This is a genomic window from Collinsella sp. AM42-18AC, from assembly GCF_003467965.1.
In the GTDB taxonomy this organism is placed as follows: Bacteria; Actinomycetota; Coriobacteriia; order Coriobacteriales; family Coriobacteriaceae; genus Collinsella.
In genome coordinates, this window is record NZ_QSFY01000002.1 from 17,838 (window position 1) to 40,169 (window position 22,332).

The 22,332-nt window shown below is 60.9% G+C and carries 16 protein-coding genes; 15 read left to right on the plus strand and 1 reads right to left on the minus strand.

Translation table 11 applies throughout. The features are described 5' to 3' along the window. Positions 1-79: 79 nt before the first annotated feature. From DW913_RS01705 to DW913_RS01715, 3 genes are all read left to right on the plus strand, one after another. On the plus strand, positions 80-1,276 hold the full coding sequence (locus DW913_RS01705; protein WP_117797405.1) for an MFS transporter: 1,197 nt from the start codon (positions 80-82) through the stop codon (positions 1,274-1,276). A 154-nt stretch (positions 1,277-1,430) separates the two neighbouring features. Next, positions 1,431-2,807, plus strand: coding sequence for an alpha-amylase family glycosyl hydrolase (locus DW913_RS01710; RefSeq protein ID WP_117797406.1), 1,377 nt, complete (start codon positions 1,431-1,433; stop codon positions 2,805-2,807). A 3-nt stretch (positions 2,808-2,810) separates the two neighbouring features. After that, positions 2,811-3,374 carry a DNA-deoxyinosine glycosylase gene (locus DW913_RS01715; RefSeq protein WP_117797407.1) on the plus strand — a complete coding sequence of 188 codons (564 nt, stop codon included), beginning with the start codon at positions 2,811-2,813 and terminating at the stop codon, positions 3,372-3,374. Position 3,375: 1 nt separating this feature from the next. Here the strand turns inward: DW913_RS01715 and DW913_RS01720 are convergent, their stop codons facing one another. Continuing rightward, positions 3,376-4,047 carry a hypothetical protein gene (locus DW913_RS01720; protein WP_117797408.1) on the minus strand — a complete coding sequence of 224 codons (672 nt, stop codon included), beginning with the start codon at positions 4,045-4,047 and terminating at the stop codon, positions 3,376-3,378. 93 nt (positions 4,048-4,140) lie between these two features. On the opposite strand from DW913_RS01720, the gene DW913_RS01725 reads away from it, so the two are divergent. From DW913_RS01725 to rpsJ, 12 genes are all read left to right on the plus strand, one after another. Continuing rightward, positions 4,141-5,277, plus strand: a complete 1,137-nt coding sequence (locus tag DW913_RS01725; RefSeq protein WP_117797409.1) for a pyridoxal phosphate-dependent aminotransferase — start codon at positions 4,141-4,143, stop codon at positions 5,275-5,277. Between the two features lie 503 nt (positions 5,278-5,780). Then, entirely contained in the window at positions 5,781-6,302 is a 522-nt protein-coding gene (gene rplJ, locus DW913_RS01730) for a 50S ribosomal protein L10 (protein WP_117797410.1), read from the plus strand. A 102-nt stretch (positions 6,303-6,404) separates the two neighbouring features. Next, positions 6,405-6,782, plus strand: a complete 378-nt coding sequence (gene rplL / locus DW913_RS01735; RefSeq protein WP_006235005.1) for a 50S ribosomal protein L7/L12 — start codon at positions 6,405-6,407, stop codon at positions 6,780-6,782. Positions 6,783-7,095: 313 nt separating this feature from the next. Continuing rightward, entirely contained in the window at positions 7,096-8,004 is a 909-nt protein-coding gene (locus DW913_RS01740) for a UTP--glucose-1-phosphate uridylyltransferase (protein ID WP_117797411.1), read from the plus strand. Positions 8,005-8,576: 572 nt separating this feature from the next. Then, a complete protein-coding gene (locus DW913_RS01745) occupies positions 8,577-12,005 on the plus strand; it encodes a DNA-directed RNA polymerase subunit beta (protein ID WP_006235007.1) in 3,429 nt (1,142 codons plus the stop codon). 6 nt (positions 12,006-12,011) lie between these two features. Further along, a complete protein-coding gene (locus DW913_RS01750) occupies positions 12,012-16,490 on the plus strand; it encodes a DNA-directed RNA polymerase subunit beta' (RefSeq protein WP_199580722.1) in 4,479 nt (1,492 codons plus the stop codon). Between the two features lie 310 nt (positions 16,491-16,800). Next, positions 16,801-17,319, plus strand: coding sequence for an RNA polymerase sigma factor (locus DW913_RS01760; protein WP_187364957.1), 519 nt, complete (start codon positions 16,801-16,803; stop codon positions 17,317-17,319). Next, on the plus strand, positions 17,270-18,346 hold the full coding sequence (locus DW913_RS01765; protein WP_117797414.1) for a DUF4179 domain-containing protein: 1,077 nt from the start codon (positions 17,270-17,272) through the stop codon (positions 18,344-18,346). The genes DW913_RS01760 and DW913_RS01765 overlap by 50 nt, the downstream gene beginning before the upstream one ends. Positions 18,347-18,890: 544 nt before the next feature. Then, complete coding sequence (rpsL, locus tag DW913_RS01770; RefSeq protein ID WP_117797415.1) at positions 18,891-19,268, plus strand: 30S ribosomal protein S12; 378 nt, start codon at positions 18,891-18,893, stop codon at positions 19,266-19,268. Between the two features lie 74 nt (positions 19,269-19,342). Beyond that, a complete protein-coding gene (rpsG, locus tag DW913_RS01775) occupies positions 19,343-19,816 on the plus strand; it encodes a 30S ribosomal protein S7 (protein WP_006235013.1) in 474 nt (157 codons plus the stop codon). Between the two features lie 19 nt (positions 19,817-19,835). After that, positions 19,836-21,935, plus strand: coding sequence for an elongation factor G (fusA, locus tag DW913_RS01780; protein ID WP_117797416.1), 2,100 nt, complete (start codon positions 19,836-19,838; stop codon positions 21,933-21,935). A 60-nt stretch (positions 21,936-21,995) separates the two neighbouring features. Further along, positions 21,996-22,304: a 30S ribosomal protein S10 gene (rpsJ, locus tag DW913_RS01785; protein ID WP_022094184.1), complete on the plus strand. Its 309-nt coding sequence runs from the start codon at positions 21,996-21,998 to the stop codon at positions 22,302-22,304. Positions 22,305-22,332 lie beyond the last annotated feature (28 nt).

Below are 22,332 nucleotides of genomic sequence, written 5' to 3' on the forward strand. Positions count from 1 at the left end.
CCCTGCATCTGTACTGACGGATGCGGGGCCGTTGCTATATAATCGCCCACCGCCCAAGACAATCGGAGAGGTTTCCTACATGACTCAGGCAAGACAAGATGGCATCTCGCTCAAGCAGTGGTTCCCGCTTATCGGGCTCGCCTGCTGTTCGTTCGTGTTCAACACATCAGAGTTCATGCCCATTGGCCTTCTGACTGATATCGCCGCATCGTTCTCGCTCACCGAGGCCCAGGCAGGCATCATGATTTCGGTCTACGCCTGGGGTGTCATGCTGCTGTCGCTGCCACTCATGGTGTTTGCCTCGCGCTTTGAGTTCAAGCGGATGCTGTTGGGCGTTTTGGCCGTGTTTTCGCTCGGCCAGTTCCTGTCCGCTGTGGCGCCCACCTATCCTATTTTGGTTTGCGCGCGTCTGGTGGTCGCCTGCGCGCATGCCGTGTTCTGGTCAGTCGCTTCAATCATGGCCTCGCGCCTGGTCGACAGTCGCCACGGGGCGCTCGCCATCAGCATAATCGCCACGGGCTCGTCCATCGCGCAGATCTTTGGCCTGCCGATCGGCCGCGCCATCGGACTAGCTGTGGGCTGGCGCATGACGTTTGCCGTGGTCGGTGCCTTCTCTGCCGCCGCGGTGGTGTACCAGGCCGCGGTGTTCCCGGCCATGCCGGTGGGCGAGCGCTTTACCGTTAAGCAGCTGCCCGAGCTGCTCAAGAATCCATTCCTCATCGCGCTTTATGCGGTCACGGTGTTCATGGCAACCGGCTATTATGCGGGTTACAGCTATATCGAGCCGTTCCTGGCGCAGGTCGCGCACGTCGACGCAAGCGCTATTACCATGACGCTGACGGCGTTTGGCTGCTCCGGTCTGCTCGGAAGCTGGCTGTTTGGCCGCCTGTTCGATGGGCATCGCTTCCCGTTCTTGGCTATCACGCTCTCCGGCGTGCCGGTGGCTCTGCTGCTCATGGGTCCGGTCGCATCGTCGCTCGTAGCAGTGCTTGCCGTCTGTGCGCTATGGGGCTGCTGCTCCACAGCCTTTAACGTGGCGTTCCAGGCCGAGCTCATCAAGTACACGCCGGCGGATTCGTCGGCCGTCGCCATGTCGATCTTCTCGGGCCTGTTTAACCTCGGTATCGGCACGGGCACCGCAATCGGCGGCGCCGTGGTTTCGGGTCCCGGTATCGCTTGGATTGGCTTTGCGGGCGGGGCGATTACCGTCGTGGGCGTCATCCTCGCCATTACGGTGCTGTTCCCGGTCATACGCCGCGCAAAGCCCGTCGCCTAATCACGTTCTCTCATCAGTTGCGGTGGAATAGAGACTGTTTGCCCGGTTTATTGGTCTCAACAGTCCCTATTTCACCGCAACTTATTTTGGGGGAGGGGATGCGCGGCGGGCATACAATGGATGGCGTTGCGTGAAAGATTGCCGGGAGGTTGCTATGTGGGCATACGAGACGACGTTCTATCAGATCTATCCGCTGGGCTTTTGCGGAGCTCCGCGCGAAAACGCCGCGCCCGTTGCCGAGGATGAGCTCGCCCAGGCTGCCAACGCTGCGCCCAACCCCGATGCGCCCATCATGAAGATCGCCCAATGGGCCGACTACCTGCAAAAACTCGGTATTGGCGCTGTGCTGATTAACCCGCCGCTCGAGTCTGATAGCCACGGCTACGATACGCGCAGCCTGCGCCATATCGACCGCCGCCTGGGCGGGGATGCCGATTTTGCCGCCGTATGCGAGACGCTGCACGCCCATGGCATCCGCGTGGTGCTCGATGCGGTCTTTAACCATGTGGGCCGTGGCTTTTGGGCCTTCCGCGATGTGCAGGAGCGTAAGTGGGACTCGCCGTACAAGGATTGGTTCCACATCAGCTTTGACGGCGATTCCTGCTATGGCGACGGCTTTTGGTACGAGGGCTGGGAAGGCCATTTTGAGCTCGTGAAGCTCAACCTGCAAAACCCCGCCGTGGTCGATTACCTGCTCAAGTCCGTGCGCCGCTGGGCCGAGGTCTTTGGCGTCGACGGTCTGCGCCTGGACGTTGCCTATATGCTCGACCGCGACTTTATGCGTCGCCTGCACGCCTTTACCCGTGAGCTCAAGCCCGACTTTGTGCTGATCGGCGAGACGCTTCACGGTGACTACAACCAGATCGTCAACGACGAGATGCTCGACTCCTGCACCAACTACGAGTGCTACAAGGGCCTGTACTCCAGCTTTAACTCGGTCAATATGTTCGAGATCGCGCATTCGCTGCATCGCCAGTTTGGCGGCGATCCGTGGTGCATCTACCGCGGCAAGCACCTGCTGTCGTTTGTCGACAACCACGACGTGCCGCGCCTGGCGAGCATCCTCACCGACAAGTCGTGCCTGCGTCCCGCCTATGGCATGCTCTTTGGCATGCCGGGCATCCCGTGCGTCTACTATGGCAGCGAGTGGGGAATTGCCGGTGAAAAGGGTGGCCCCGATGGCGACTGGGCGCTGCGACCTGCGCTCGATGAGCCTGCGCCCAACGAGCTGACGGCCTTCATCAAGCAGCTCGCGCACCTTCGCTCGGCCGACGACGCGGCGGCCCGTGCTCTCAACTACGGTGCCTATCGCAACGTGGTGATCCAGAACAAGCAGCTGCTGTTCGAGCGCGCCTGTGACGGCGCGACGGTGCTCGTGGCGGTCAATGCCGTGAACGAGCCCTATACCTTTGGAGCCGGCGAGCTCAACGGCTCCTTTGTCGACCTGCTTGCCGACGATGCGCCCACGCTCGAGCTTACGGGTACCCTCGAGCTTGCACCCTATGAGGTGCGCTATCTGCTGAGGGCCTAGCCCATGCCTGTGTCTGACGAGGGCTATCAGCATATTGAGCATGGGTTTGAGCCCGTGTTCGACCGGCGCTCGCGCGTTTTGGTGCTGGGGTCGTTTCCCTCGGTGCTCTCGCGTGCCAATGCCTTCTACTATGGCAATCCGCAGAACCGCTTTTGGCGTGTGATGGCCGCGTGCCTTGGTGCGCCCGTGCCGCCCAACGAGGGAGACTCTTTGGCGAGCGGCGAGCCCGCGACGCTCGCCGCCTCGATTGCTGCCAAGCGGGCTATGCTGCTCAACGGCGGTGTGGCCCTGTGGGACGTGATCGAGAGCTGCGACATTAAGGGCTCGAGTGACGCTAGCATCAAAAACGTTGTGCCGGCACATATTGAACGCATTGTGGATGCCACGCCGATCGAGATCGTTGTTTGCAACGGCGGCACGGCCGGACGGCTCTACAAACGCTATCTACAAGAGCGGACGGGGCTACCCGCCATCGTGCTGCCGTCGACGAGTCCTGCCAACGCGGCGTGGCGTTTGGAGCGGCTTGTCGAGCGTTGGAGTGAAGCCGTTGACTGGGCAGCTCATTAATTTAGATTATTGATTGAGTGCGGGCGCCGAGGCGTTTCAGAACGCCTCGCCAGATCGGCACGGGCACGGCTGGCTCGGCGCAAGCCATGCCGTCGGCGTCGACGTCCTCGGCATTACCACCACCAAGTCGCTGCGCATGCTCAACCGAACAGCCCATACGAACGGCGCCTACGAGCTTGTCCATCGCTTCCGAAAACGGTCGCCGCAAGAGTCCCATGCGCGGTGAGTGACGAAGCGCCGCGAAGCCGCTGCCGGTACAGGCGACAACGCCGCCGCACCATGACAGCCCACGAAGGTCGCACGCCGCTCGCAGACGCACGACGAGCCCGTGTGCTCGCTCCAGGCCGCCGATGTCGGCCTGGACAACAACGTAGGCACGCGTCCCTGCGCCGCCAAAGCGGTCGAGCACCTGCTCAATGGGCGCCATCGCTTCATCATTGGGTGCATCTTCAACGGCGAACACAATGCCATCGGCGGTACCGGCAACGCTGCCGGCATCATCCGCCTCCAAGTCGACTGGATGGGGGAGTGCGGTGCCGGAAATCTGTGCATAGGCGGCGATGGCATCCTGCAGGTCCCAGAGCAAAAACTCAAGATCGGCGCTCTTGGGAATACTGACAAACGCGATGTTATGCAGTGTTTTTGGTACATCGCCGCGTGCGGTCGTCTCCATGCTGCCTCCTTTCCGGTCGGTTTCCGTTTAGGTTACACCGTCTGGTGGCGCCTCGCCGCGCTATCCTAGTGCAACCCTTACGAAAGGAACGCCATGCGCCTGCCCATGAATACCTCGCTTGCCACGCTCAAGCCCTCCGGTATCCGCCGAATCAACGCGCTCGCCGCTCAGCATCCGGGATGCATCGCGCTTGCGCTCGGCGAGCCTGATTTTCCCACGCCCGATGTGATTAGCGCCGAGGTGACCGCCGCACTGGGCCGCGGCGACACACACTATCCGCCCAACAACGGTCGCCCTGTCCTGCGCGAGGCACTGTCTGCCTACATGGGGGACGCGGGCCTTACGTTTTCGGCCGACGAGGTCATCCTGACCGACGGCGCGACCGAGGCCCTGTCGGCAACATTCATGGCCATGCTCAACCCCGGCGACGAGGTCATTATCCCCACGCCGGCCTTTGGCCTGTACGAGAGCATCGTCGTAGCCAATCACGCCAAAGCGGTCTTTTTGGATACGGAGCCTGCGCAATTTCAGATTGACGAGGATGCGCTTCGCGCCTGTGTGACCCCGGCGACCAAGGCCATCGTCATCTGCACGCCCAACAATCCCACGGGTTGCATTCTCAACGCGGCATCGCTCGACGCCGTGGCGCGCGTAGCGGAGCAGGCGGGCATCTACGTGGTCTGCGACGACGTATACAACCGCCTCGTCTATGTGGACGGCTACGAGCGCTTTGCCCAACGCCACCCGGAGCTACGCGAGCAGACGGTCGTCATCGAGAGCTTCTCCAAGCCATGGGCCATGACCGGCTGGCGCTTGGGTTGGCTCGCAGCGGCAGCCCCCGTCATCGCCGAGATTGCAAAAGCTCACCAATACTTAGTATCGAGTGCCGTCTCCTTCGAGATGGACGCCGCAGCCCGAGCCCTCACCGTCGACCCAACCCCCATGCTCAAAGTCTACCGAGCCCGCCGCGAACGCGTACTCGCAGCCTTAAACGCCATGGGCCTCGACGTAGTAGAGCCCGCAGGAGCCTTCTACACTTTCCCGAGCATCAAAAAGTTCGGCCTAACCAGCGAAGACTTCTGCATCAAAGCCATCGAAGAGGCAAACGTAGCCCTAGTCCCGGGCGACTGCTTCGGCACCGAAGGTCATATCCGCCTAAGCTACTGCGTCTCCGACAAAGACCTAGACGAAGGCCTCCACCGCCTGTCCACCTTCATTTCAACCTTTTAGCCCTCAGGGATGCAACACATCAGCCCACCGACCCAAGCATTATGAGTGGGGCACGTCGCTCAACGGACACGAGGATTCGCAGCAAAGTTACCGCAGCTCCGGTCCGAGGGGCCGGGTTGAGATTTTCGTAGATTCCGCACGAGCCGAAGAGCACTTAATGTGCTCTTCGTGCGAGCCAGGACTTGACCGAGCGAAAATCTCAACCCGGCCCCTCGGACCGGAGCGTATGCAGGGTTTGTGTACGAATCCTCGCGCCCGTTGACCGACGCCGGGGTCCCCGCCATAATACTTTCGGTTCACGCACGAATCCGCTGCCAGAGACAGCCGGCGCAAACGGGTCTTACCCGCGAGCTTAATGGGACTTCCCGCCAGCCGAGGTGGTCGAGTAGATATGTCTTCTCGCCCCCGTCGCTCATGCAGCGCGGGGGCTTTCTTTTTGGACATGCCCCCGTCACGTCCTTGTGGCGGACCGTGCCCGGAAAGAATTCGAGGAGGTGTAATTCATGCCCCAGCAGTACAAAATCGACAAGGTTGCAGAGATTGAGTCCCGTATCGCCGAGAACGCCGGTCTGTTCGTCGTCAACTACAACGGTCTGACGGTTAAGCAGGCTCAGGAGCTGCGTCATACGCTCCGTGAGTGCGGCGCCGAGATGAAGGTCTACAAGAACAACCTGGTCAAGATCGCTCTCAAGAACCAGGAGCAGCCCGAGCTCGACGAGATCCTCGCCGGCCCCGTCGCTTATGTGTTCTACGAGACCGAGCCGGTCGAGGCCGCTAAGGCCCTTAAGGACTTCTCTGCTAAGTCCAAGGGCGTCCTTGAGATCAAGGGCGGTATCTCCGACGGCAAGGCCGTTTCCGCCGATGATGTTAAGGCTATCGCCGAGCTGCCCACCAAGGATCAGCTTCTCGGCCAGATCGCCGGTCTCATCTCCGGTTTCGCTCGCGACATCGCTGTCTGCGTCAACGGCGTTTCCTCTGGTCTCGCTCGTTCGATCCAGCAGGTCTCCGAGCAGAAGGCAGCCTAGTCGCTGTTTTCACCCGCGGCGGCAACGCCGCACCCCTGGCGCATTCGCGCCGTGTTTTAACTGATCTCCGTGCACAGACACGGAAACCGAAAGGACTTAGAAATGGCTAAGCTTACCACCGATGAGATCATCGATGCTCTTAAGGAAATGACCCTTCTCGAGGCTTCCGAGCTCGTCAAGGCTATCGAGGACACCTTCGGCGTTTCTGCCGCTGCTCCTGCCGCTGTTGTCGCCGCTCCTGCTGCTGGCGCTGCTGAGGCCGAGGAGAAGACCGAGTTTGACGTCGTGCTCGAGGGCTTCGGCGACAACAAGATCCAGGTCATCAAGGCCGTCCGTGAGCTCACCAACCTTGGCCTGAAGGAGGCCAAGGAGGTCGTCGAGGGCGCTCCCAAGGCTGTTCTCGAGGGTGCCAAGAAGGAGGACGCCGAGGCTGCCAAGGAGAAGCTCGAGGCTGCTGGCGCTGCTGTCACCCTCAAGTAATCAGGCTCTCTCGCCAGATTTCTTTGCAGACGGGACTCGCTATGCGAGCCCCGTCTTTTTTGTTTTGGCCTCTCATTCCCATTGCTCGGCACGCAGAACACCGTTGTCTTCGCCGTGCCAATCCCGTTACCGCTGGGGCGTAAAATTGCACCATTCGAGCAATAATTTGCGTTGACCTGCTGAAGAATTGCGTTTGCCTTACGGTGACGTATGTCTCCGGCGGTAAGATACTTCGGTATCGCAATTTGGTCTGCGGCCGCCGTGCCGCACGCATAGGGCGCATTCTGCGCCTGCGAAAGGATCCTTGAATAACATGAAGGCAATCATCCCCGCCGCCGGTCTTGGCACGCGTTTTCTGCCTGGCACTAAGTGCACGCCCAAAGAGATGTTGCCGGTGCTCGACAAGCCGGTCATTCAGTATGTCGTTGAGGAGGCACTCGACCCCGAGGAGGTCGACGACGCCATCATCGTTACCTCTCCCGGTAAGCCCGAGCTGCTGAGCTACTTCCAGCCCGATCGCTCGCTCGAGAACCTGCTGCGCGAGCGCGGCAAGAATGCCTATGCCGATGCCGTCGCCCATGCTGGCGGTATGCCGGTCGACTTCCGTTATCAGTACGAGCCCAAGGGCCTCGGCCATGCTATCCGCTCTGCTGCCGACGCCGTGGCAGGGGAGAACTTCCTGGTTCTTCTGGGCGACTACGTTGTGCCTAACCGCGACATCTGCGACAAGATGCTCGCCGTTTCCAAAGAGCACGGTGGCGCTTCGGTTATCGCCGTCGCTGCTTGCTCGCCCGAGGAAGTCAGCCGCTACGGCGTTATCGCCGGCGAGCGCGTGGGTTCGCTCGAGGGCGCCGAGGACGTTGCCGATGGCGAGCCGGGTGCCGTGTGGCGCATCGGCGGTTTGGTCGAGAAGCCCGCTCCCGAGGCGGCTCCGTCCAACCTGTACATCGTCGGTCGCTACCTGCTGAGCCCGCTGGTCATGGACCTGCTGGCCGATCAGCAGGCTGGTAAGGGCGGCGAGATCCAGCTGACCGACGCCATGGCCCGCTCGCTCGACCGCGAGGCCATGTACGCCGTCGTCATCGATCCACTTTCGGGCTACGACACCGGCACCCCGTCTGGCTGGATGGCCACCAACGCCCTCATGGCCGCAAGCGATCCTCGCTTTGCTGGCGCCTTCTGGGACGCCATCGACGAGCGCGGCGGTTTGATGCGCAAGTAAGCCTTCGGTCATCGACATTTACGGGTGCGGACTTCGGTCTGCACCCGTTTTTTATGCGAGCTACAGCTTAGCCCCGGAAAGTGCGACCCATAATTTCGTCGAATTCTGGGATGTGCTTTCCGGTTGGGGCCCCTAGCGGAAACTGCGACCCGGAATTTCGGCTCAGAATGGGATGTGCTTTCCCAAACAGGGCTCAATCGGAAGCTGCGTCCCAGTTTGGGGCCTCAAAACGGGACGCAGCTTCCGCTCGATCAACCCCTCGCCGCCATTCCGCCATTCAACGGCGCGCATCAGCAGCGCTGTTCACAGAAAATATATGAACAGGTGTTCGATATATACGTATCTACCTGCACCTTTTCTGTCGAAAATCTTTGCTACTCCAAAAACTCAATCGCGTCAAGGCTTTTCTTGCCCAACGGTCGGTACCTGATAAACTATTAGGTTGCGATAACTGGCGAAGCTATGCCTCGCCAACCCACCGAGCATTTCCGTGAAGGAGGAAAAACCTGGTGACCTACGCATACACTGCCACTGAGCGCAAGCGCGTCAGCTTCGGGAAAATCCCGGAGGCCATGGAGCTCCCCAACCTTATCTCTGTTCAAAGGGAATCCTTTGAGCGTTTTAAGGACGAGGGCCTTCGTGAGGCGTTCAAGGAATCCAGCCCCATCCAGAGCCAGAACCATGTTCTCGAGGTTACCTTCGGCGAGCATCAGTTCGGCGATCCCGCGCACACCGTCGAGGAGTGCCGCGAGAAGGACATGACCTATCAGGCCCCGCTTCTGACCGACGTCCGTCTCACCAACAAGGAGACCGGCGAGATCAAGGAACAGCTCGTCTTCATGGGCGACTTCCCCATGATGACCGATCAGGGCACCTTTATCATCAACGGTACCGAGCGTATCGTCGTCTCGCAGCTCGTCCGCTCCCCGGGCGTGTACTACAGCTCCGAGATGGATTCGGGCAAGCAGATCTACAAGGCCCAGATCATCCCGTCCCGCGGTGCCTGGCTCGAGTTTGAGGTCGACAAGCGCGACCAGCTCATGGTCTCTATCGACCGCAAGCGCAAGCAGAGCGCCACGATGTTCCTGCGCGCCCTTGGCATCGCCGTCACCAATGACGACATCATCGAGCTGCTCGGCAACTCCGATGTGATTAAGCGCACCTTGGAGCGCGACACCGCCCTCACCCGCGAGGATGCCCTTATCGAGATCTACCGTCGCCTGCGCCCGGGCGAGCCTCCCACCGTGGACGCTTCCCGCAGCCTGCTCGAGGGTCTGCTCTTTAACCCGCAGCGCTACGATCTGGCCCGCGTCGGTCGTTACAAGGTCAACAAGAAGCTCAACCTCACCACCGAGGAAGAGGTCACGGTGCTCACCGACGAGGATATCGTCGCGACGCTGCGCTACCTGCTGTCCCTCGCTGCCGGCGAGCAGGGCTTCAAGGTCGACGACATCGACCACTTTGGCAACCGCCGCATCCGCACCGTCGGCGAGCTCGTCGCCAACCAGTTCCGTATCGGCATGAGCCGTATGGAGCGCGTCGTCCGTGAGCGCATGAGCTCCCAGGACATCGACGAGATCACCCCGCAGTCGCTCATCAACATCCGCCCGATCGTGGCCTCCATCAAGGAGTTCTTCGGTTCCTCGCAGCTCTCGCAGTTCATGGACCAGGCGAACCCCCTGACCGGTCTGACCCACAAGCGCCGTCTGTCCGCACTCGGCCCTGGTGGTCTTGCCGGCCACAAGTCCGGCTCCAGCCGCCGCACCAACGTGCCGACGGCCGTCCGCGACGTTCACAATTCGCACTACAGCCGCATGTGCCCGATCGAGACCCCCGAAGGCCCCAACATCGGCCTGATCGGCTCGCTCGCTCTCTACGCCCGCGTCAACGAGTATGGCTTCATCGAGGCCCCGTTCCGTCGCGTCGAGAACGGCGTTGCCACCGACCAGATCGACTGGATGACCGCTGACGAGGAAGAGAAGCACGTCATCGCGCCGGCCAACACGCCGCTCGATCCCAAGACCAACGAGTTCATCACGACCGATGCCGAGGGCAAGATCGTCCGTCCGCATACCGTGATCGCCCGTACCCGCGACTTCGACGGCTCCTTCGGCGCTCCCGCCGACGTGCCCGTCGAGGATGTCGACTACATGGACGTCTCGCCGCGTCAGATGCTCTCCGTCGCAGCCACGCTGATCCCGTTCCTTGAGCACGACGACGCCAAGCGTACGCTGATGGGCGCTAACATGCAGCGTCAGGCCGTGCCGCTGGTTCACCCCGCCGCTCCCTATGTCGGTACCGGCATGGAGCGTCGCGCCGCTCTGGACTCCGGCGAGGTCACCTTGGCCAAGAACGCCGGCGAGGTCATCTTTGCCGACGCCGCCAAGATCATCGTCAAGCATGCCGGCGGCATGGACGAGTATCACCTGGCCAAGTACCAGCGCTCCAACCAGTCCACCTGCATCAACCACCGTCCGCTCGTGCGCGTCGGTGACACCGTTGAGCAGGGCGAGCCCCTGGCCGACGGTCCTTCGACCGATCACGGCGAGCTCGCACTGGGCCAGAACCTCACCGTGGCCTACATGCCGTGGGAAGGCTTCAACTACGAGGACGGTATCGTCGTGTCCGAGCGCCTGGTGGCCGAGGACCTGCTGACGACCATCAACATCACCCGCCACGAGATCGACGCCCGCGACACCAAGCTCGGCCCCGAGGAGATCACCCGCGAGATCCCGAACCTCTCCGAGGACATGCTTGCCAACCTCGACGAGGACGGCATCATCCGCATCGGCGCCGAGGTCGGCCCTGGCGACATCCTGGTCGGCAAGGTCACGCCTAAGGGCGAGAGCGCTCTGACCGCCGAGGAGCGCCTGCTGCGCGCCATCTTCGGTGCCAAGGCCCACGACGTCCGCGACACCTCCCTTAAGATGCCTCACGGCGCTTACGGCCGCGTTATCGACGTCGTCCGCTTTAGCCGCGAGAACGGCGACGACCTGGCCCCCGGCGTCAACGAGCAGGTGCGCGTCTACGTCGCCCAGCGTCGTAAGATCCAGCAGGGCGATAAGATCGCCGGCCGCCACGGCAACAAGGGTGTTATTTGTAACGTTCTGCCGGTCGAGGACATGCCCTACATGGCTGACGGTACCCCGATCGACGTTATCCTCAACCCGCTGGGCGTTCCTTCGCGTATGAACGTCGGCCAGCTGCTCGAGTGCCACCTTGGCTGGGCTGCTGCCTGCGGTTGGGATACCGAGCAGGCCGACTCCGACAAGTACGTCCCCGGCCCGTTCTTCACCGCCACGCCCGTCTTCGACGGCGCCAAGGAGGACGAGATCGCCGAGGTCATCCGTCGTGCCAACAAGAACATGCTCAACAAGGCCACCGCTGCCTTTGGCGATCACATGCGCCCCGAGTTCGTCACCCAGCTTGACGAGCGCGGCAAGACCCGTCTGTTCGACGGCCGCACCGGCGAGGAGTTCCGCGAGCCCATTACCGTGGGTACGTCCTACATCCTCAAGCTCGGCCACATGGTCGACGACAAGATCCATGCCCGTTCGACCGGCCCTTACAGCCTGGTTACCCAGCAGCCTCTGGGCGGCAAGGCTCAGTTCGGCGGCCAGCGCTTCGGCGAGATGGAAGTTTGGGCACTGTACGCTTACGGTGCTTCCAACGTCCTGCAGGAGATCCTGACCGTCAAGTCCGACGATACCGTGGGCCGCGTCAAGACCTACGAGTCCATCGTCAAGGGCGAGAACGTTCCTGTCCCGGGTATCCCCGAGTCCTTCAAGGTTCTCGTCAAGGAGATTCGCTCCCTCGCGCTGGACATCGAGCCCATGCACGATGCCGACGAGGACGCCTCCGCCCCTGTGACCGCCGAGGAGACCTCCGCTCTCGACGACCTGGCTGCTCTCGCCGGCGTTGACGCCGACGTCGAGGCCGAGGATGCCGAGACCGCCGAGGCACCCGAGGCTGTCGCCGCCACGACCACTGATAAGGAGTAGTTGACTGTGGCAGATTTCGAAGCTACTGATTTTGACTCGGTAAAGATCTCCCTTGCCTCCGCCGACCAGATCCGTTCCTGGTCGCACGGTGAGGTCAAGAAACCGGAGACCATCAATTACCGTACCCTCAAGCCCGAGAAGGACGGCCTGTTCTGCGAGAAGATCTTCGGTCCCGCCAAGGACTGGGAGTGCTCCTGCGGCAAGTACAAGGGCATCCGCTTTAAGGGCATCGTCTGCGAGCGCTGCGGCGTCGAGGTCACCTCGGCCAAGGTGCGTCGCGACCGCATGGGCCACATCGAGCTCGCCGCTCCCGTGTCCCACATCTGGTACTTCAAGAGCCCCACGAGCTTCCCGATGAGCCGTATGCTCGACATCAAGTCCAAGGACCTCGAGAAGGTTCTGTACTTTGCCAGCTACATCATCACCGAGGTTGACTACGAGGCCCGCGAGGCCGACGCCGACGACCTGCGCGAGGAGCTCGCCGCCGATCTGGAAGAGATCGATGCCGAGTGCGCCCGCCAGATCGAGTCCCTCAAGGAGCAGGGCGACCCCGAGAACTTTGACGAGTTCTCTGACGAGGAGCCGCTGACCCCCGAGGAGATCGCCTCCGGCATCGTCGACATCGAGGAAGAGTGCAAGGACGAGAAGCAGCTCCGTACGGACGCCTTCAACGCCTTCATGAAACTCACCGAGCGCGACCTCATTTCCGATGAGCCGCTGTTCCGCGAGATGACCCGCTACTACTCCATGTACTTCAAGGGTGGCATGGGTGCCGAGGCCGTCCGCGACCTGCTCGCTGCCATCGACCTCCCCTCCGAGGCCGAGAAGCTCAAGGCCATCATCGCCGACGAGGACTCCCAGAAGCAGAAGCGCGAGAAGGCCGTCAAGCGCCTCGAGGTCGTTGACGCCTTCCTGAAGGGCGGCAACAGCCCCGCGAACATGATCCTGGACGTCATCCCGGTCATTCCGCCCGATCTGCGCCCGATGGTCCAGCTCGACGGCGGCCGCTTCGCCGCGTCCGACCTCAACGACCTGTACCGTCGCGTGATCAACCGTAACAACCGACTCAAGCGCCTGCTCGATCTGGACGCCCCTGCGATCATCGTGAACAACGAGAAGCGCATGCTCCAGGAGTCCGTGGACGCCCTGTTCGACAACGGCCGTCGTGGTCGCCCGGTCTCTGGCCGTGGCGGTCGCCCGCTCAAGTCGCTCGCCGAGGCCCTCAAGGGCAAGCAGGGTCGCTTCCGTCAGAACCTGCTGGGTAAGCGTGTCGACTACTCCGGCCGTTCGGTAATCGTTACCGACCCCAAGCTGCTGCTGCACCAGTGCGGTCTGCCCAAGACCATGGCGCTGGAGCTCTTCAAGCCCTTCGTCATGAAGCGCCTGGTCGAGCTTGGCAAGGTCGAGAACATCAAGGGCGCCAAGCGCGCTATCGACCGCGGTGCCACCTTTGTGTGGGACATCCTCGAAGAGGTCATCGACGGCCGCGTCGTGCTGCTCAACCGCGCACCGACCCTGCACCGTCTGTCCATCCAGGCCTTTGAGCCGGTGCTGGTCGAGGGCAAGGCTATCCACCTGCACCCGCTGGTCTGCTCGCCCTTCAACGCCGACTTCGACGGCGACCAGATGTCTGTCCACGTGCCGCTGTCCAGCCAGGCTCAGGCCGAGGCTCGCGTGCTCATGCTCTCTGCGAACAACCTGCGCTCGCCGGCATCCGGCAAGCCGGTTAACATCCCCTCGCAGGACATGATCATCGGTGTGTACTACCTGACCCAGGTCCGCGACGGTCTGCCGGGCGAGAACCACGTGTTCGCCAGCTTCGACGACGCGCTGCACGCCTATGACTGCCGCTCCGAGGTCGACATGCAGGCCAAGATTCAGGTCCGCGTGTCCGCTGCCGACGCCAATGTCATCAACGAGGACGGCACCCGTATCTTCCGCGTCAAGAACGGCAAGAACGAGTTTGTCGACTACGACGTCACCGGCAACAAGACCGCGCGCTTCGAGACCTCTATCGGCCGCATCATCTTCAACCGCCAGTGCCTGCCCGAAGACTATGAGTTCATGAACTACAAGATGGTCAAGGGCGACGTGGCCAAGCTGGTTGCGGACTGCTGCGATCGTTACCCCGAGGCCAAGGTCGGTCCGATCCTCGACGCCATCAAGTACTCCGGCTTCCACTACGCTACCCGCGCCGGCCTCACCATCTCGGTGTGGGACGCTCTCATCCCTGCCGAGAAGCAGGAGCTGCTCGATCGCGCCCAGGCCAACGTCGACCAGATCAACGAGTACTTCGAGGAGGGCTTCATCAACGAGACGGAGCGCCACATCGAAGTCGTTAACGAGTGGACCGCTTGTACCGATAAGGTCGCAGCGCTCATGCTCGACTTGTTCGACGAGGAGAACCCGCTCTACATGATGGCCGACTCCGGCGCCCGTGGTTCTAAGACCCAGCTGCGTCAGCTCGGCGGCATGCGTGGCCTGATGGCAGACATGTCCGGCGAGACGATCGACCTTCCCATTAAGGCGAACTTCCGCGAGGGCCTGCTGCCGCTCGAGTACTTCATTTCGACCTACGGCGCCCGTAAGGGCCTGGTCGATACCGCATCCCACACCTCGGACTCTGGTTACCTGACCCGTCGTCTGGTCGACGTGGCCCAGGACGTCATCGTCCGCGAGGAGGACTGCGGTACGCACGAGGGCGTCACCTACAACCTCATCATCCCCGGCACCACCGACCTCAACACCGACCTCGTCGGCCGTTGCTTCATCGAGGACGTCGTGGCCCCCGATGGCACCGTGCTCTTTGAGCAGGACGGCTACATCGAGAAGGTCGCCGACATCCAGAAGATGGTCGATGCCGGCCTTAAGAAGGTCAAGCTTCGCGCGCTGCTCACCTGCCGCTCCAAGTACGGCGTGTGCCAGAAGTGCTACGGCTGGGATCTTTCCACCCGTCGTCCGGTCGCCATCGGTACCGCGGTCGGCATTATTGCCGCCCAGTCCATCGGCGAGCCCGGTACGCAGCTTACGATGCGTACCATTCACTCCGGCGGCGTCGCTGGCGTCGACGATATTACGCAGGGTCTGCCTACGGTCAGCCGTATGTTCGATATCGTCGGCAACGTCAACGAGAAGATCCTGGGTCGCGAGGCCGAGCTGGCTCCGTACTCTGGTCACCTCTCGATTAAGCCCGAGAAGTCCGAGTACGTGCTGACGCTCACCGACTCCGAGGATCACACCCGTGTCCTCGACGAGCGTCGCGTCCCCGCTTCGGTGCGCTTCATGCCCGAGATCGAGGACGGCTGCGAGGTTCGCGCTGGCGACCAGATCACCAAGGGCTTCGTCAACTTCCGCAACCTGCGCAAGCTGACCGACATCGAGTCGACGATGCACACCTTCGTCGAGAGCGTCAAGGACGTCTACACCAGCCAGGGCGTCGACCTGAACGACAAGCACATCGAGGTGCTCGCACGTCAGATGCTGCGTCGCGTTCAGATCACCAACCCCGGCGACTCCAAGTACCTGCTTGGTCAGTACGTCGACCGCTACGAGTTCGCCGACGAGGTCGAGCGCGTTGCCCGTCTGGGCGGTCAGGCTCCCGTGGCCGAGCCCGTCATCCTGGGTACGCTCAAGGTCGCGTCCAACATCGACTCCTGGCTGTCGAGCGCTTCGTTCATCCGTACCGCCGGTGTCCTTACCGAGGCTGCCATCGAGGGCAAGGTCGACCATCTGCTCGACCTTAAGTCCAACGTCATCGTCGGTAAGAAGATCCCGGCTGGTACCGGCCTCAAGCCGTACGCCAACGCCAAGCTGACGTATCGCACGGCCGATGGCTATGTCGACATCGATGGCCCGGCTTCGCCCAACGCCAAGTCGCTGCCCGAGTGGGCTCCTGTGGAGCTCAAGGACCTGGACGAGCAGCTCCCGCAGCAGCTCGACTGGGCCGGCTACGACGAGTTCGGTGGTGCTGACGGTTCGTTCACCCGCAACGGCCACACCATCTCCGCCGAGAAGGCTCGCCTGTACCTGTTCGACGACCTGGGCGTGTCGCAGCGCTGGACCAACAAGTTCAGCGAGGTCGGCATCGAGACGGTCGGCGACCTAGTCGGCAAGTCCGAGGAGGATCTGCTGCGCATCGATGGCATCGGTGCCAAGGCGATCGAGGAGCTCCGTGACGGTCTGGAGGCCCACGACCTGCTCTACATCCTCGAGAACAACGACGACGTTGCCGACGAGGAAGACCTCTCGCAGCTGCTGCAGATGGTCTTTAGCCCCGACGGTCCGGACGACATCCTGCTGGGCACCTCCGCCGCGCCGACGCATCACGCCGACGCCGACGAGGAGCTCCTGGGCGCCCCGATCGACGACAAGAAGGCTCCCGCCAACGGTGCCATCAACGAGGACATGGCTTCCCTCGACGAGCTACTCAACCAGCTCGTAGACACCGACGACGCCGAAGAGGCCAAGGACAACGACGAGGAGTAATTAGTTCCGCCGTTCTAACGAACGGCGGCGACCTCCGTCGCTGCGCGGTCCCCAGAGCTACAATCTGTCATTCAAAAGGCAGGGCATGACCAAAAGGTCAATGCCCTGCCTTTTTCATGCCACCTTGTACGCTCTGGGGACCGCTCGCTTGCGTATGCTCAACCTGTTGCGTTCCGTTGATCCCTTGCCAATAAGGGACAGGTTTATTTTGGTCGGTTTTTCATGCTTGAATTTGAAACATTTCGCCCGACAAGAGCGTATCTATGGTGAGGGCCTCATCGAGAACCATTAATGTCACCGGGAGGTGATTATGGAAGAACAAGCTTTTAGACAGGCGGTCGAAGACCACCGGGATGTCGTGTTTCGGATCGCATTGACGTATCTGCGTGATCGCGCTGACGCCGACGATGTCGCTCAAGACGTCTTTCTTAAGTTGCTCAAAAGCGACGCGCAATTTGAAAACTGGGAGCATCTTCGTCGATGGCTTATCCGGGTCACGATCAATGAATGTAAATCTCTCTTTCGAAAGCCATGGAGGCGCGTGGAGGATATTGAGAACCTGGCCGATTCGCTTTCGACGGCGCAGGAGGAGACCAAGGCGGTCCTGTCAGACGTTATGCGACTTCCGGAGCGATTCCGTATTCCTATCGTGCTCTATTACTATCTGGGCTTCTCGACTTCAGAAATTGCCGAGTTACTGCATGTGCCAGCCGCGACCGTTCGAACGCGTTTAGCTCGCGGCAGATCGAAGCTCAAGTTCATCCTAGAGGAGGGCGACCGTGAAATCCAACCAGATCAAGCAGGCCTTCGAGTCCGTCCAAGCCGATAGCGATCTTGCTGACCGTGTTCTTTATGCCGCTGCTGGCGAGCCGCTTCGCCGAAAGGGTCACGCGAAGCCTCTGTATGTTGCCGTAATCGGATGTCTTGCCGGAGTGCTGGCGACCGGAGGGGTCGCCTACGCTGTTGTCAATTCCAGTTATTTTGCCTCTGCCTGGGGAAACCATGGCAACGGAGAGTCCGTTACCTGGACAAATGGCGGCTCGTCGGGGACGAAATATACCTACACCAGAGAGTTTGGTGATGGTATCGCGCCCCAAAGCCTGGAGGGTGCAGTCCAGAAGGTCAATCTGTCCGTCGAGGGCAACGGCTATACGCTCGACATTCATGAGATGGCAATCGACGAGAACGGTTGCGGTGCTGTGACGTTTACATTGTCCAATCCGAATGGCGTTAACTACTACAAGCCGGCGGCAGAGCTTGGCGAACTTGTTCTCTATGGTGAAGAAGAAGGGGGCGTCAGTACACCCAGCATGAACTTCGGCGAGGAATGGGCTGATACACGCTGCACCATTGATAAAGACACATCAAGCGACACGGTCATTAACGGCACGATGTACTTTGCATCTTGGAATCGCGATCGAGATTTACGACATGCGGTCACCTGGAATATCAGTTGGACGGAGGGCAAAGGTGGGGATGCGAAGGTGATCGAGGTATCGACGCAAGAGTTTAACGTCGGAGCGCACGTCGATACAAAAGAACTCCGCTCTGATGACTCGCCTCTCGAGATCAGTCCGTTTTCCATCCAGACGCACATCGATGATCTGGGCTATGAAGCAGTTGATCATAAACTGACCGTCAGCTACAAGGATGGATCGGAGCAGATTATCGAAGATGACGACGCAGGGGCGTACAATTTCTATGTTTCGATGGGACGCAATAGCGGAGAGAACATTTGGGTGCCAACGAAGTTGATTGATGTCGATCAAGTGGTCTCGGTAACCCTCGAGGGCGCGAGGTACACATCAACGGGGGAGACCGAAACGAAAGTACCCTTTACCATCGTCTATTCGTAAGGTCTAGGCCGCTTCCCAAGAGGGGAAGCGGCCTTTTTAGCGTTAAATGGGCGGTTAGATTGAACGCTATTTGTCTGATTCTCGGAAGAACGTGGCAAATGGATGCGGATCACCGTGAAGAGCGGCGTTTTCCCAGATAAAACCGACCAAAATAAACCTGTCCCTTTTTGGCAGGTAACGTTGCCCTGACGAGCACGTCGGATCCCCGGCCCGGGCGGCACAGGGGTTAAGTTTGTCGCGAGTTCCGCACGCAAAGGAAAGCACTTAATGTGCTTTCCGTCTTGCGCAGGACTGTAGAGCAGCAAACTTAAACGGCGGGCCGCCCGGGCCGGGGATCCGCCAGCGCGCACAGGAGGGGATTCCTTTTGTGTAGGCTTTGCGGAAATGTGCCAATTTTGGGATACGCCCGGCGGCGTGGTCTGTTGACGGCACAGCTAACGCCACGTATCCTATCGAACTGCGTGTTTCGTAGGGGGATGCTGACCCCTCGATTCAAGCCGTTGCACTTTACAGAAAGCTGGAATCATTCGAGAAGGAGTACGCTTTGCCTACTATTAACCAGCTGGTTCGCCAGGGCCGTCGTTCCGTGCCCAAGAAGTCCAAGAACGCTGCTCTGCAGCACAACCCCCAGAAGCGCGGCGTGTGCACCCGCGTCTTCACCACGAGCCCCAAGAAGCCGAACTCGGCTCTTCGTAAGGTTGCCCGTGTTCGCCTTGTCAACGGCATCGAAGTTACTGCTTACATCCCGGGTGAGGGCCACAACCTGCAGGAGCACTCCATCGTGCTCGTCCGCGGCGGTCGTGTCCGTGACCTCCCTGGTGTCCGTTATCACGTCATCCGTGGCGCCTACGACGCTGCTCCGGTCCAGAACCGTATGCAGGCCCGTTCCAAGTACGGTGCTAAGCGCCCCAAGGCTAAATAAGCCAGATAACGTTTTGATACTTTCGCCGTGTGCCGTCTTGAGCGCCGCACGGTAGACACTTAAGGAGATTTCACATGCCGCGTCGTGCAGCAGCTAATCGTCGTGAGGTTCAGCCTGACGCCGTTTACAACAACCGCCTGGTGACTCAGCTCATCAACAAGGTCCTTCTTGACGGCAAGAAGGCCACCGCTGAGCGCATCGTTTACACCGCTTTCGAGATCGTTGCCGAGAAGTCCGAGGGTGGCGACGCTCTCGCTACCTTCAAGAAGGCTATGGACAACGTCAAGCCCACGCTCGAGGTTAAGCCCAAGCGTGTCGGTGGCGCTACCTATCAGGTCCCGATGGAGGTCAACTCCCGTCGTTCCACCGCTCTGGGTATCCGCTGGATCGTCAACTTCTCCCGCGCTCGCAAGGAGAAGACCATGGCCGAGCGTCTCGCCAACGAGATCCTCGACGCCTCCAACGGCCTGGGCGCTTCCGTCAAGAAGCGTGAGGACGTCTTCAAGATGGCCGAGGCCAACCGCGCGTTCTCTCACTATCGTTGGTAAGTTAAGGTAAGGAACTAACATGGCTAAGCCTAAGTACAAGCTTTCCGATACCCGTAACATCGGCATCATGGCTCACATCGATGCCGGTAAGACCACCACGACCGAGCGTATTCTTTACTACACCGGTAAGACCCACAAGATCGGTGAGGTCCATGAGGGCGCTGCCACCATGGACTGGATGGTTCAGGAGCAGGAGCGCGGCGTAACCATTACCTCCGCTGCTACCACCTGCTTCTGGAACAAGGACGGCAAGGACTACCGCATCCAGATCATCGACACCCCGGGCCACGTTGACTTCACCGCCGAGGTCGAGCGCTGCCTGCGCGTCCTCGATGGCGCTGTCGCCGTCTTCGACGCCGTTGCCGGCGTTCAGCCTCAGTCTGAGACCGTTTGGCGTCAGGCTTCTACCTTCAACGTTCCCCGCATCGCCTTCATCAACAAGTATGACCGCGTGGGCGCTGACTTCTTCAACGCTATCGAGACCATGAAGGATCGTCTCGACGCTAACGCCGTGGCCGCTCAGGTCCCGATGGGCGCCGAGGACAACTTCTGGGGCGTCATCGACCTGGTCACCATGACCGCATGGGACTTCAAGGCCGACGAGAAGGGCATGACCTACCCCGAGCCGATGGACGAGATCCCGGCTGAGTTTGCCGATATCGCTGCCACCAAGCGCGAGGAGCTCCTCGACGCTGCTGCCAGCTTTGACGACGAGCTCATGGAGAAGATCCTCATGGAGGAGGACTTCACCGTCGAGGAGCTCAAGGCCGCTCTGCGCAAGGGCGTTCTGGCCAACGAGCTCAACCTCGTCTTCGTGGGCTCCGCCTACAAGAACAAGGGCGTTCAGGAGCTGCTCGACGCTGTCGTCGACTACCTGCCCAGCCCGCTTGACGTCGAGGCCGTCACCGGTACCGATCCGGACACCGGCGAGGAGATCGAGCGTCATCCTTCCTTCGACGAGCCCTTCTCCGGCCTGGTCTTCAAGATCATGACCGACCCGTTCGTCGGTAAGCTCACCTACGTCCGCGTTTACTCCGGCCGTGCCGAGTCCGGCTCCTACGTGGTCAACGCTTCCAATGGTCAGCGCGAGCGCCTCGGCCGCATCCTCGAGATGAACGCCGCCGAGCGTATCGACCGTGACGACGCTGCCGCCGGCGACATCGTCGCTTGCGTCGGCTTCAAGAACTCCACCACCGGTGACACCCTGTGCGCCGAGGGCAAGGAGATCGTCCTCGAGAAGATCGAGTTCGCTAAGCCCGTTATTGACGTTGCCATCGAGCCCAAGACCAAGGCCGAGCAGGACAAGATGTCCCTGGCTCTGACCAAGCTCGCCGAGGAGGACCCGACCTTCCAGGTGTCCACCAACCACGAGACCGGCCAGACCATCATCGCCGGCATGGGCGAGCTGCACCTCGAGATCATCGTCGACCGTCTGCTCCGCGAGTTCAAGGTTGACGCTAACGTCGGTAAGCCCCAGGTTGCCTACCGCGAGACCGCTGGTCACGACGTCGAGAAGGCTGAGGGCAAGTTCGTCCGTCAGTCCGGCGGTCGCGGTCAGTACGGCCACGCCGTCATCAAGCTCGAGAAGATGGAGGAGGGCTTCGGCTACGAGTTCGTCAACGCTATCGTCGGCGGCGTCGTGCCCAAGGAGTACATCCCGTCCATCGACAAGGGCATCCAGGAGGCCCTGAACACCGGTGTTATCGCCGGCTTCCCGGTCCTCGACGTTAAGGTCACCCTGTTCGACGGTTCTTACCACGAGGTCGACTCCTCCGAGGCCGCCTTCAAGATCGCCGGTTCCATGGCTATCAAGGACGCCCTCAAGAAGTCCGACCCGCAGCTGCTCGAGCCGATCATGGCTGTCGAGGTCGAGACTCCCGAGCAGTACATGGGCGACGTTATGGGCAACCTCTCCGGTCGCCGCGGCAAGATCGAGGGCATGGAGGATCGCAAGAACAGCAAGCTCATCCGTGCCAAGGTGCCGCTGGGCGAGATGTTCGGTTACGCTACCGACCTTCGCTCCCAGACCCAGGGCCGTGCATCCTACACGATGCAGTTCGACTCTTATGAGCCCGCGCCCAAGTCCATCGTGGACGAGGTCATGAGCAAGAACGCCTAAGTTCGAGCTCCCTGTTACGTAATCCGCGAGAACGTCTCTCGCACTCTTTGGAGGTTTAAGTTGGCTACCCAGAAGATCCGCATTCGCCTCAAGGGCTATGATCACGAGGTCGTCGATCAGTCCGCGAAGCTTATCGTTGAGACCGCTCAGAAGACCGGCGCTCGCGTTTCCGGTCCTGTCCCCCTGCCCACCGAGCGCAACCTGTACACGGTTATCCGCTCGCCGCACGTGAACAAGGACTCCCGTGAGCAGTTCGAGATGCGCACCCACAAGCGCCTCATCGACATCCTCGACCCCACCTCGGGCACTGTTGATTCGCTCATGCGTCTCGACCTCCCCGCTGGCGTCGACATCGACATCAAGCTCTAAGCGATATCGCTCATAGCTTACAGAGCCC